Origin of the sequence: Thiopseudomonas denitrificans (genome assembly GCF_002866065.1) — a bacterium.
Classification (GTDB): domain Bacteria; phylum Pseudomonadota; class Gammaproteobacteria; order Pseudomonadales; family Pseudomonadaceae; genus Thiopseudomonas; species Thiopseudomonas denitrificans.
Genome location: NZ_LNJZ01000009.1, coordinates 459,024 through 470,670 on the forward strand (window position 1 = coordinate 459,024; position 11,647 = coordinate 470,670).

The 11,647-nt window shown below is 59.1% G+C and carries 11 protein-coding genes; 6 read left to right on the forward strand and 5 right to left on the reverse strand.

The annotated features are described in order from the left end of the window. Nucleotides 1-8 precede the first annotated feature (8 nt). Nucleotides 9-1,358: a tRNA (N6-isopentenyl adenosine(37)-C2)-methylthiotransferase MiaB gene (miaB, locus tag AR306_RS11350; RefSeq protein WP_101497666.1), complete on the forward strand. Its 1,350-nt coding sequence runs from the start codon at nt 9-11 to the stop codon at nt 1,356-1,358. A 226-nt stretch (nt 1,359-1,584) separates the two neighbouring features. Then, nucleotides 1,585-2,028, forward strand: coding sequence for an RNA polymerase-binding protein DksA (gene dksA / locus AR306_RS11355; protein WP_101497667.1), 444 nt, complete (start codon nt 1,585-1,587; stop codon nt 2,026-2,028). A gap of 299 nt (nt 2,029-2,327) precedes the next feature. On the opposite strand, the gene AR306_RS11360 is transcribed toward dksA, so the two are convergent. Next, the gene (locus AR306_RS11360; RefSeq protein ID WP_101497668.1) at nt 2,328-3,662 is read right to left on the reverse strand and encodes a tryptophan--tRNA ligase; all 1,335 of its coding nucleotides are present in this window, start codon (nt 3,660-3,662) and stop codon (nt 2,328-2,330) included. Between the two features lie 30 nt (nt 3,663-3,692). Next, nucleotides 3,693-4,370, reverse strand: coding sequence for an alpha/beta hydrolase (locus tag AR306_RS11365; protein WP_101497669.1), 678 nt, complete (start codon nt 4,368-4,370; stop codon nt 3,693-3,695). 170 nt (nt 4,371-4,540) lie between these two features. Here AR306_RS11365 and AR306_RS11370 point away from each other — a divergent pair, with 170 nt between their 5' ends. Further along, nucleotides 4,541-5,023, forward strand: a complete 483-nt coding sequence (locus AR306_RS11370) for a YhcB family protein (protein WP_101497670.1) — start codon at nt 4,541-4,543, stop codon at nt 5,021-5,023. Between the two features lie 24 nt (nt 5,024-5,047). On the opposite strand, the gene AR306_RS11375 is transcribed toward AR306_RS11370, so the two are convergent. Further along, nucleotides 5,048-6,184, reverse strand: coding sequence for a S1C family serine protease (locus AR306_RS11375; protein ID WP_101497671.1), 1,137 nt, complete (start codon nt 6,182-6,184; stop codon nt 5,048-5,050). Nucleotides 6,185-6,324: 140 nt separating this feature from the next. On the opposite strand from AR306_RS11375, the gene AR306_RS11380 reads away from it, so the two are divergent. From AR306_RS11380 to cysN, 3 genes are all read left to right on the forward strand, one after another. After that, nucleotides 6,325-7,083, forward strand: coding sequence for a Nif3-like dinuclear metal center hexameric protein (locus AR306_RS11380; RefSeq protein WP_101498017.1), 759 nt, complete (start codon nt 6,325-6,327; stop codon nt 7,081-7,083). A 133-nt stretch (nt 7,084-7,216) separates the two neighbouring features. Then, a complete protein-coding gene (gene cysD, locus AR306_RS11385; protein ID WP_101497672.1) occupies nt 7,217-8,134 on the forward strand; it encodes a sulfate adenylyltransferase subunit CysD in 918 nt (305 codons plus the stop codon). Nucleotides 8,135-8,676: 542 nt separating this feature from the next. After that, nucleotides 8,677-10,569, forward strand: a complete 1,893-nt coding sequence (gene cysN, locus AR306_RS11390) for a sulfate adenylyltransferase subunit CysN (protein ID WP_101497673.1) — start codon at nt 8,677-8,679, stop codon at nt 10,567-10,569. A 65-nt stretch (nt 10,570-10,634) separates the two neighbouring features. On the opposite strand, the gene AR306_RS11395 is transcribed toward cysN, so the two are convergent. Together AR306_RS11395 and AR306_RS11400 are read right to left on the reverse strand one after the other, a co-directional pair. After that, nucleotides 10,635-11,045, reverse strand: a complete 411-nt coding sequence (locus AR306_RS11395) for a DUF4332 domain-containing protein (protein WP_101497674.1) — start codon at nt 11,043-11,045, stop codon at nt 10,635-10,637. Between the two features lie 182 nt (nt 11,046-11,227). Then, the gene (locus tag AR306_RS11400; RefSeq protein ID WP_101497675.1) at nt 11,228-11,644 is read right to left on the reverse strand and encodes a PACE efflux transporter; all 417 of its coding nucleotides are present in this window, start codon (nt 11,642-11,644) and stop codon (nt 11,228-11,230) included. Between the last annotated feature and the right edge of the window lie 3 nt (nt 11,645-11,647).

Consider the following 11,647-nt stretch of genomic DNA (forward strand, 5'->3'; position numbering starts at 1 on the left):
ATGCCGCCATGGCCAAAAAACTTTTTATTGAAACCCACGGTTGTCAGATGAACGAGTACGACAGCTCGCGCATGGCCGACCTGCTGGGCGAGCAGGAAGCCATGGAAGCCACCGACGACCCGGCCGAAGCCGACGTCATCCTGCTCAACACCTGCTCGATCCGTGAAAAGGCCCAAGAAAAGGTATTTTCCCAGCTTGGCCGCTGGCGCGAGTTGAAGCAGGCCAACCCGGAGCTGGTGATCGGTGTCGGCGGCTGTGTGGCCAGCCAGGAAGGTGCCGCCATCCGCGACCGCGCGCCCTATGTCGACGTGGTGTTCGGCCCGCAAACCCTGCACCGGTTACCGGAAATGATCGACGCCGTACGCAGTACCGGCGAGGCCCAGGTGGATATTTCGTTCCCGGAAATCGAGAAGTTCGACCGTTTGCCTGAACCACGTGTCGACGGCCCCACTGCTTTTGTCTCGATCATGGAAGGCTGCAGCAAATACTGCACCTTCTGCGTGGTACCCTACACCCGCGGCGAAGAGGTCAGTCGCCCGGCTGCCGACGTGCTGAGCGAAATTCGTCACCTGGCCGACAACGGCGTACGCGAAGTGACCCTGCTCGGCCAGAACGTCAACGGCTATCGTGGCGAATTCGAAGTAGCCGGCATTGGGCAGATCATCGATCTGGCCGATCTGCTGCGTCTGGTGTCGGATATTGACGGTATCGAGCGCATCCGCTACACCACCTCGCACCCGCTGGAATTCTCCGACGCTCTGATCGAGGCCCATGCCACACTGCCCAAGCTGGTACGTTACCTGCACCTGCCGGTACAGTCCGGCTCCGACCGGGTATTGGCGAACATGAAACGCAACCACACCGCGCTGGAATACAAATCCCGCATCCGCAAACTGAAGAAAGCGGTACCGGACATCCTGATCAGCTCGGACTTCATCGTCGGCTTTCCCGGAGAAAGTGACAAGGACTTCGAGCAAACCATGAACCTGATTGCCGAGGTCGGCTTCGATTTTTCCTACTCGTTCGTGTACAGCGCCCGCCCCGGTACCCCGGCAGCCGAGCTGCAGGACAATACACCGGAAGAAGTCAAAAAAGAACGCCTGGGCCTGCTGCAGCAGCGCCTGCAGCAACAGGGCTTTGAACACAGCCGGCGCATGGTCGGCCAGACCCAGCGCGTACTGGTCACCGACTACTCGAAAAAGGACCCCGGCATGCTGCAGGGGCGCAACGAATTCAACCGTGTGGTCAATTTCCGCAGCGATAACCCGCTGCTGATCGGCAAATTTGTCGACTGCGAAATCATGGAAGCACGACCGTTTTCCCTGCTGGGCTCCCTCATCCCGGGTAGCGAAGCCTAACGAGCCGCCTGTACGAGCGGGCTCTGCTGTCTGCGAAGCCTTGCGGCAGCAAGCCTGCCGCAGGGTCCGGCGCTACAACGCCCCCTCAGGGCTAACAGAAAACGCGAAGCAGATCGCCTTATACTCTAGTGGTGCTGGCCATAACCCGAACTTTCTGGTAATTTCGCCGGCTTGAAATGGCAGAGGCATCTGCCTCGAGTTTTTTAGTTGTGGGAGGCACAGAGTTATGCCCAAGAAAGAAGAGCAACCGGCCAGTCAGCTGACACGCGCCTTTGTCCCCTATAAAGAAAGCAAGGACGAAGAGTACATGGGCGAAAAAATGCGCGCCCACTTTGTCGAAATTCTCAACAACTGGAAGCAGGAACTGCGCGAGGAAGTCGACCGCACCGTCAACTACATGAAAGACGAAGCGGCCAACTTTCCCGATCCGGCCGACCGCGCCAGCCAGGAAGAAGAATTCAGCCTCGAGCTGCGCACCCGTGACCGCGAGCGCAAGCTGATCAAGAAAATCGATGAAACCCTGCAGCTGATCGAGGACGAAGATTACGGCTGGTGTGAAGCCTGCGGCGTCGAAATCGGCCTGCGCCGTCTGGAAGCCCGCCCGACAGCAACCCTGTGCATCGACTGCAAGACCCTGGCAGAAATCAAGGAAAAGCAGATGGGTTCCTAAACGAAACCTGACCTGCAAACGGGGCCCACAAGGCCCCGTTTTTTATTGTTCGTTGTGTCGGTTGACGTCCTGTCGATATCCGTTTGTTGTGCGAATAAATTCGCACTTACAGGGAGTGAGATTGCTGAATTGTAGGTGCGAATTTATTCGCACAACTTGCATCTGAAGGGCAATCCGGTATTTTCGTTACCTGCCACGGGGAACCAACTTGCCCTTGCAAGTCAGCCCCCCGGAAGCGGCTGGCCACATTCGCCCCTTATGCCGGACCAGCCCGGGCCACGGCCAGCACACTGAAGCGCTTAATCTGCCACCAGTTCGCGAACCGCCTCCAGCGCCTGCTGGCAGGCCGCCTCGTCGGCCAGTACCACACTGGCCGCCACCCGCTCGCCATTGTGCAACGCCAGCAACTGCAGCCCCTCAATTTGCAAGTCCAGCTCGCCGGCCTGCAGCGCCTTGAGCACCATGCCGGCGGCACGACCATCAGCAAAACCGCTGGACAGCAACACATCTTCGCCGGCTGCATTCAGCACACGGAAACGGAAACCTGACTCGTCACGGAAACTGACCGTACGTGCACCCTTTTTGGCCTTTTTGGCTTTTTTCTCGCCGGCAACAGCTATCTGTGCAAAATTGCGCAGGCCGACCGCCTCGCGCAATTCAGCCAGGAACGGCGTGGCAATGCGGCGGGCCTTGACTGCACCAGCCTGCAAAATATCTTCCAGATCCTGCGGGCGGGCCAGCAGCTCGTGGTAGCGCTCGCGGGGTTCGGCCAGCTGGCCGTCCAGCAGTTCGAACAAGCGCTGCTTGGCCTCGCCCCAGGCCAGACCGGCGCCCAGCTCGGCATGCATCTGCACGCTCTGCTCCGCCGTGGCAAATGCCTTGTACAGGGTGAACAGATGGGATGCATCGGCATCCTTGGGCTCGCCGGGCAAGCGCGAGTCGGTAACAATGCGCGCAATCGCCGCCTTCAGCTCCTTGCTTGAGGAAAACAGCGGGATAGTGTTGTCGTAACTTTTCGACATCTTGCGCCCATCCAGCCCCGGGAGGGTGGCAACTTCCTCGGCGATCTCCGCTTCCGGCATGACGAAGAACTCGCGCCCGCCACCAAACAGATGGTTAAAACGCTGCCCGATATCACGCGCCATCTCGACATGCTGGATCTGATCGCGCCCAACCGGAACACGATTGGCGTTGAACATCAGGATATCAGCCGCCATCAGCACCGGGTAACTGAACAGCCCCATACTGATGCCCGCATCCGGATCTTCGCCCGCCCCGGTATTCTGGTCCACCGCAGCCTTGTAGGCATGGGCGCGGTTGAGCAGGCCCTTGGCTGCCACACAGGTCAGCAACCAGGTCAGCTCGGGGATTTCCGGGATATCGGACTGGCGGTAAAAGGTGGCCCGTTCGGGGTCCAGCCCGCCAGCTAGCCAGGTGGCAGCAATTTCCAGCCGCGACTGCTGGATGCGGGCCGGGTCATCGCATTTGATCAATGCGTGATAGTCGGCCAGAAAATAGAAGGATTCCACATCCGCCGCCTTGCTGGCCTCGATGGCGGGACGGATGGCACCGGCATAGTTGCCCAGGTGCGGGGTTCCGGTGGTGGTGATGCCGGTCAGTACACGTTTTTTCATCAAATCAGTCCATCAGGTGCCCGGAGTAGCCTAAGCGTCGGGATCTGCAGAAGCATCCGCTCCTGCTGTGTTCATATCAAATACATGCTGCAATACGGCATCTTTCAGCTCGATCAGTTTGCCATGGAAAAAATGACCACTATCGGCAATGCGGACGAGTTGCAGCGGGCGCTGTTGCGCCTGTGCCCAGTCATACACCAGCTGCGGATCTATCACTTCATCCTGTTCCGGCTGAATCACCGTCAGGCGTCCCTGGCCAGATAGCCAGTGGGGTGCAACGATACGGGTGACCGCCGGCGCAGCCAGGCAGATCCGCACCGCCGGCTCGCCACGCAGCTCCAGCCGACCGGACAGGCTGGCGGCAACAAAACCGCCAAAGGAAAAACCGAACAGGTATACCGGCAAGCCGGGGTGACGCTCCTGTAGCCAGGCCAGTGCGGCCTCAGCATCATCGACTTCACCGCCCCCCATGTCGTGGGTTCCGTCACTCTTGCCGGTGCCGCGATAATTGAACCTGAGAGTTGCCAGCCCCTGGTCTCGCGCGGTGCGCTGCAGGGTCGACACCACCTTGTTGAGCATGGTCCCCCCCTGCTGCGGGTTGGGGTGGCACAGTAACGCAATGCCGCACGCACCGGTGTCATCCAGATACATGGCTTCCAGGTTTCCTGTCGGACCGGGAACCATTATCCGCTCTTCACGTACCAACACTCTATGTTTGAACCTCGTTTGTCGTTTCGTCTGATTGCAAAAAAACCATCAAACCCTATAGTTGACCCGATGCTGCTACATCGCCCTCAAGTTTGCGCTATTCTATGCCTTGCATTGCAGACGGTGCCACAGGCGCCGGGCTTTCATTGATCACCCGAAGAGGATATTCCGTGGACAATTCAATTCCCGTCTGGTTACTTCCGCTGCTCAGCTTCATTGTCGGTGTTGCCGTCACCCTGCTGGTCACCCGCATGATGCGCAACGGCTCCCCGGCCAATACCGAAAACCGTCTGGATGACCTGCAACAGCGCTTTGACAGCTACCAGGACGAAGTCGTGGCACACTTTAGCACGACCGCCGAACTGGTCAACAAGCTGACCGAAAACTACCACAACGTGCAGGAACACCTGCTGCAATCTGCCGAACGCCTGGCCCTGGACGAAAGCACCCGCCAGCGTCTGCTCAACAGCCTGGTCGACACCAAGGCCCTGGAACGCCCGCAAGAGCCGGCAGCAGCATCCGCCGCCAAGGCAGACACGCCAGTCGCCAAAGAAGAAAGCGCCGAGATTCCCGAGCCGCCACGCGACTATGCCAACAAGGAAGAAGGTGAAGTCGGCACCCTGGACGAAAGCTTCGGCCTGAAAAAAGACTGATCACAGGCTGCCGGGCCTTCAGCCTTACTGCTGGGGTCCGGCCAGTACCGGGCGCATGCCCACTTCAGCCTGCAGCACCACTGCTTCTCCCTGACGCAACACTTCCATTTCCACGGCCTTGCCCGGCCGCATGTTGGCCACCTGGTTCATCGAGCTGCGGCCATCAACGGCCGCCTGCCCGGCAATCGACAGGATGATGTCACCGGGCAACAACCCGGCCTCTGCAGCAGGGCCGTCCCGCAGTACTCCGGCGACCAGAATGCCGGTACGTTGCTGCAAGCCGAAGGTTTCGGCCAGCTCTGGCGTCAACGCCTGCACTTCCAGCCCGAGCCAGCCACGCACCACCTGCCCATGCTCGATGATCGACTCCATGACGCTGAGTGCCAACTTGACCGGAATGGCAAAGCCGATGCCCTGCGAGCCCCCACTGCGCGAGAAAATGGCGGTATTGATGCCCAGCAGCCGGCCCCGCGCATCGACCAGCGCACCACCCGAGTTGCCCGGGTTGATCGCCGCATCGGTCTGGATGAAGTCTTCGTAAGTGTTGATGCCCAGCTGATTGCGCCCGGTGGCGCTGACAATGCCCATGGTCACTGTCTGACCGACACCAAAGGGGTTGCCAATCGCCAGGGCGACATCACCGATACGCACCTGGTCGGACTGGCCGGTGCTGATCGCTGGCAAGTCCGGCAAGTCGACCTTCAACACCGCAAGATCGGTTTCCGGGTCGGTACCAATGACTCTGGCCAGCGTCTCGCGACCGTCCTTGAGCGCAACGACAATCTGCTCGGCACCGGCAATCACATGATTATTGGTCAGCAGATAGCCTTCGGTACTCATGAGTACCGCCGAGCCCAGGCTGGACTCTAGGCGGCGCTGCTGCGGCAGGCTGTCACCAAAAAAATGCCGCAGGGACGGGTCGGAAAACAACGGATGAATGGGTTCGCTGACCATCTTGGTGCTGTACAGGTTGGCCACCGCAGGCGAGGCGTAACTGACCGCAGCCGCATACGACTCCGGCCCTGTCGCGGCCACTGCCGCCGGTCCTGACACCTGCCTTGTCGGCAGGCCCAGCTGCTCGGGGAACCAGCCCATGATGACCAGCGCTCCCAGCACACCGGCCAGTACCGGCCAGCCCAGCTGCCGCACCTGTTCTCGCATACAAACCCCTTGTCAACGCTGCTTCCGATACAAAACTGGCATGCATTATAGTCGGGTCAACCGGCATGACCCAAGCATGCCATCATTTTTAATCTTCAAAAACGGGCATAATGACCGGCAGTCTGACCAAGGAGAAAAACATGAGCACCAGCACCCGGGTTTTGCTATCCGCACTGAATGATTATCTAGCTGCCGACAGCATCAGCGACTACTGCCCGAATGGGCTGCAGGTCGAAGGCCGGCCACAGATCCGTCGAATCATTTCCGGCGTGACTGCCAGCCAGGCACTGATTGACGCCGCCATCAAACGCAAGGCCGATGCCATTCTGGTGCATCACGGCTATTTCTGGAAAGGCGAAAACCCGGTTATTACCGGCATGAAGCAACGCCGCATCAAGAGCCTGTTGCAACACGATATCAACCTGATCGCCTACCACCTGCCACTGGATGTACACCCCGAGGTCGGCAACAACGTGCAACTGGCGCAACGTCTCGGGCTAACCATCACCGGCCCGCTCGAAGCAGGCAATCCGCGCAGCGTCGGCCTGATCGGCGAGCTGCCACAAACGCTGCACAGCGACCAGTTCGCCAGCCTGATCGAAGCGGCCCTGCAGCGCACACCCATGGTGATTGATGCCGGCAAGCCGGTTCGTACCGTCGGCTGGTGTACCGGAGGCGCACAAGGCTACATTGACCACGCCATTGCCGCCGGCGTGGACGCTTTCATCACCGGCGAAATTTCCGAGCACAGCACCCACAGCGCCCTGGAAAACGGCATCAGCTATTTCGCCGCCGGTCACCACGCCACCGAACGTTACGGCGTGCAGGCGCTGGGCGAATGGATTGCTGCGCAGTTTGATATCGAACATGAATATGTGGAGTGCCCGAATCCGGTTTAGCGCGTGGCACCCGTGTTGGCCTCACGCATATCTTAATTCCATTTCAGTCTTGATAACCACTTGGTTATAACAACCGCTCACGATAGAGTACATCCTACTCAATCATGTATAACCGGACTGTTGCGAGCACTCCATGGCCGACACCCTGACCCATCTGAAACAGCTGGAAGCCGAGAGCATCCATATCATTCGTGAAGTAGCTGCCGAGTTTGACAATCCGGTGATGCTCTATTCCATCGGCAAGGATTCGGCCGTCATGCTGCACCTGGCCCGCAAGGCTTTCTATCCGGGCAAACTGCCCTTTCCCGTACTGCACGTGGATACGCGCTGGAAGTTTCAGGAGATGTACCGCTTCCGCGAGCGCATGGTGCAGGATTACGAGCTGGACCTGCTCACCCACATCAACCCGGACGGTATCGCCCAGGACATCAATCCCTTTGTGCATGGCAGCGCCAGGCACACCGACATCATGAAAACCGAGGGGCTGAAGCAGGCACTGGACAAGTACGGCTTCGATGCAGCCTTTGGCGGTGCGCGCCGTGACGAGGAAAAATCCCGCGCCAAGGAGCGCGTGTATTCCTTCCGTGACAACAAACACCGCTGGGACCCGAAAAACCAGCGCCCCGAGCTGTGGAACATCTATAACGGCAAGATCAACAAGGGCGAGTCGATCCGCGTGTTCCCGCTGTCCAACTGGACCGAGCTGGACATCTGGCAATACATCTATCTGGAGCAGATCCCGATTGTTCCACTGTACTTTGCCGCCGAGCGCCAGGTGATCGAGCGTGACGGCACGCTGATCCTGATCGACGACGAACGCATCCTCGAGCACCTGAGTGACGAGGAAAAAGCCCGCATCGAGACCCGCAGCGTGCGTTTCAGGACGCTGGGCTGTTATCCGCTAACCGGTGCGGTGGAGTCCACCGCCAGCACCTTGCCGGAAATCATCCAGGAGATGCTGCTGACACGGACTTCCGAGCGGCAAGGGCGGGTGATTGACCATGATGGAGCCGGCTCGATGGAAGAGAAAAAACGACAGGGATATTTTTAGATTTTTTACTGTGGCTGCAGGTGTACCGGTTTTTGGCTGTAGTTTGAAGGTGTGTGCCTTGCTGGTGTAGTTACGTAAAGACGCCGCAAGTACATCCATGTAGGCTCGGGGACGGCATCCATGCCGTCCACGCTTTACTCCACTACACCAGCAAGGCCTGCAACTCCGTGCAGTGACCAGCCAAAAACCGCTACACAAATCCGCCACAGCGGTGGAGGGAGGGAAGGCCCGCCTGCAGCGGGCTGCTGACGCGGTGAAGACTGCAAGAAATCAGCATGTCAGCCAACGCGCGCGGTACGCACGCAGCGATGCGCAGCATCGCCAACCTCCCCAAAGAAAGTGTGCGACGCTGCTTTTTTCGGAATCTGCAGCCAGCACAAGGTTTCAGGGCCGTCTGGCAGGCTGCTGTAAAGCGTGGGCGGCATGGATGCCGCCCACGAGCCTACATGGACGTACTTGCGGCGTCTTTACAGCAGCCTGCCAGACGTCTCAACACTCAAGTCCAAAACACATCCAGACAAAGCACACAAAAGAGAAAACCCATGAGTCATCAATCAGAACTGATCAGCCAGGACATTCTCGGTTATCTGGCCCAGCACGAGCGCAAGGAGTTGTTGCGCTTTCTTACCTGCGGCAATGTCGATGACGGCAAGAGCACCCTGATCGGCCGCCTGCTGCATGACTCGAAGATGATTTACGAAGACCACCTGGAAGCCATCACCCGCGACTCGAAAAAGAGCGGTACCACCGGCGACGAAGTGGATCTGGCCCTGCTGGTGGACGGCCTGCAGGCCGAGCGTGAGCAAGGCATTACCATCGATGTCGCCTACCGCTACTTCAGCACTGCCAAGCGCAAGTTCATCATTGCCGACACCCCCGGCCATGAGCAGTACACCCGCAACATGGCAACCGGTGCTTCCACCTGTGATCTGGCGATCATTCTGGTCGATGCCCGCAAAGGAGTGCAGAACCAGACACGCCGCCACAGCTATATCGCTTCCCTGCTCGGCATCCGTCATCTAGTGGTGGCCATCAACAAGATGGACCTTGTCGATTACGACGAGGAGCGCTTCAACAGCATTCGCGAGGACTACCTGCAATTTGCCCAGTCACTGCAAATCGATACGGATTCACTGTATTTTGTCCCGCTGTCGGCCCTGAAAGGCGACAACGTGGTCAACGCCAGCCCGCAAACACCCTGGTACCAGGGCCCGACCCTGATGCAGCTGCTGGAGAGCGTCCCGATACAGCACAAGGCCGAAACCAGCGCCATGCGCTTCCCGGTGCAATACGTCAACCGCCCCAACCTCAACTTCCGCGGTTTCGCCGGCACCCTGGCCAGCGGCCAGATCCGCAAGGGTGACCCGATCAAGGTGCTGCCGGCCGGCACGCAAAGCCGCATCAAGTCGATCGTCACATTCGAGGGCGAACTGGATGCAGCCATTGCCGGGCAAGCCGTCACCCTGACGCTGGAAGACGAAATCGACATTTCCCGTGGTGATCTGATCGTTCATGATGGCAGCCAGCCACTAGTCAGCAACCAGCTCAAGGCGACACTGGTCTGGCTGGCCGAAGACCCGCTGCAGCCGGGCAAGCGCTATGACTTCAAACGCGCCACCAGCTACATTCCCGGCAACGTGGTGCAGATCGACCAGCGCATTGATGTCAACAATCTGGAAAAAAGCCCCGCCAGCCAGTTACAGCTCAACGAGGTGGCCGAGGTCAGCATCAGTCTGGATGCTCCCCTGGCCATCGACAGCTACCAGGACAACCGTACCACCGGTGCATTCATCGTCATTGACCGCATGACCAACATCACTGTCGGTGCCGGCATGATCCACAGTCCGGTACGCAGCGATGGCGGACGCGAACTGGGCAAGGGCCGGGTCAGTAATGCCGAGCGCCAGCTGCGGCTGGGCCAGCAACCGGCCACCCTGCTGTTCACCGGGCTGTCTGGTGCCGGCAAGAGCACCCTGGCCTATGCGCTGGAACGCAAGCTATTCGACAGCGGCCGTGCCGTGTTTGTGCTTGACGGGCAGAACCTGCGCCACGACCTGAACAAGGGCTTGCCGCAGGACCGCTCCGGCCGGACGGAAAACTGGCGGCGTGCCGCACAGGTCGCCCGCCAGTTCAATGAAGCCGGACTGATCAGCCTCTGCGCCTTTGTCGCCCCGGATGCCGAAGGTCGCGAACAGGCCCGTGCCATCATCGGCAAAGAGCGGCTCATCACCATTTATGTGCAAGCATCGCCGGATGTCTGCCGTGAACGGGACCCGCAGGGGCTGTATGCTGCCGGCGAGGACAACATTCCCGGCGAGTCCTTCCCCTACGACATTCCGCTGGATGCCGACCTGGTGATCAATACCCAGCTGACCTCTGTTGACGAAGCCGTCGAGCAGCTGATCAGCCTGCTGCGGGCACGTGACAGCCTGTAGTTGAAACAGGTGCGCCACAAACAACAACGGGGCCAATTGGCCCCGTTGTTGTTTGTGCCCGACAGTCAGTATTCAAGCATGCGCGGCAGTTCCTTGGCCTGAGCGACCCACTTTGTCACTTCGGTCTCGCTGGGGACACGGCGGGTCAGATTCTTCTCTTCATTGACCTCCGTCATGGCCTTGGCCAGGTTGGCCGCGTTGCGCTGGGCCAGTTCCGGTACGGTATCAACCCCGGCAGCTTCCAGCAGCTCCGAGTATTCCGAACCGACACCATTGATGCGGTACAGGTCAACCATGTTGGCAAAACGCAGAATCAGCCTGGGGGAAATTTCGGTTTTTTCCGCCAGCTCCTTGCGCTGTTTGGGTGTCAATACATTTTGCAGCAGGGTATCGGTATCCTTGATACCGACTTCGCGAAGCTTCTCACCCATTACCGGGCCAATGCCTTCTACATCTTCGATCGGATAGTTTGCCATTTACATTCTCCAGCGGGGACAGGATCGATCCGGGCAAAGTGTTTGCCGGACACTTTTATTGCTCTTTGCATCAGGGCCGTTACGGCGGCTCCGTCTAATACTGCTGTCTGTCTTATACCCCTGGCCTGCCTGACTGCACAAGGGGTCCACTGCAAAACTGCGATGCAGTTCTGCCATCAGTCTTACCGGGCCGACAGCGGCAAACCGAAAATGCGGTCGAAAAACCAGTTGAAAACGAAGGTATAAACCAGGAAAAATAGCAAAAAACCGGCATCCAGCCAGAACGCATCCCACAAGTTGATCTCAAGCCACCAGGCGAACAACGGAATGGTCATCAGCGCCAGCCCGCCCTCAAAGCCCACCGCATGGGCGGTACGCCGCCGGATGCTGCGACCGCGCACGCTCTGACGCGCCTCCCAGAACTCGAAGCCGGTATTCCAGGTCAGGTTCCAGACCACCGCGATCACCGACACCACCACCGACACGGTGCCCGAATGGAAAAGGTCGTGGCCCAGCGCCATCAGGATCAGGCTGGTTAAAACAATGGCGAGGGTTTCAAACAGGCTGACATAGACCAATTTGCGTTTCAGGCCTTGCATGGG

Coding starts and splice junctions, on each gene's coding strand:
- miaB (WP_101497666.1), top strand. CDS start 9: ATGGCCAAAAAACTTTTTATTGAAACCCACGGTTGTCAGATGAACGAG.
- dksA (WP_101497667.1), top strand. CDS start 1,585: ATGCCCAAGAAAGAAGAGCAACCGGCCAGTCAGCTGACACGCGCCTTT.
- AR306_RS11360 (WP_101497668.1), bottom strand. CDS start 3,662: ATGAAAAAACGTGTACTGACCGGCATCACCACCACCGGAACCCCGCAC.
- AR306_RS11375 (WP_101497671.1), bottom strand. CDS start 6,184: ATGCGAGAACAGGTGCGGCAGCTGGGCTGGCCGGTACTGGCCGGTGTG.
- AR306_RS11380 (WP_101498017.1), top strand. CDS start 6,325: ATGAGCACCAGCACCCGGGTTTTGCTATCCGCACTGAATGATTATCTA.
- cysD (WP_101497672.1), top strand. CDS start 7,217: ATGGCCGACACCCTGACCCATCTGAAACAGCTGGAAGCCGAGAGCATC.
- cysN (WP_101497673.1), top strand. CDS start 8,677: ATGAGTCATCAATCAGAACTGATCAGCCAGGACATTCTCGGTTATCTG.
- AR306_RS11395 (WP_101497674.1), bottom strand. CDS start 11,045: ATGGCAAACTATCCGATCGAAGATGTAGAAGGCATTGGCCCGGTAATG.
- AR306_RS11400 (WP_101497675.1), bottom strand. CDS start 11,644: ATGCAAGGCCTGAAACGCAAATTGGTCTATGTCAGCCTGTTTGAAACC.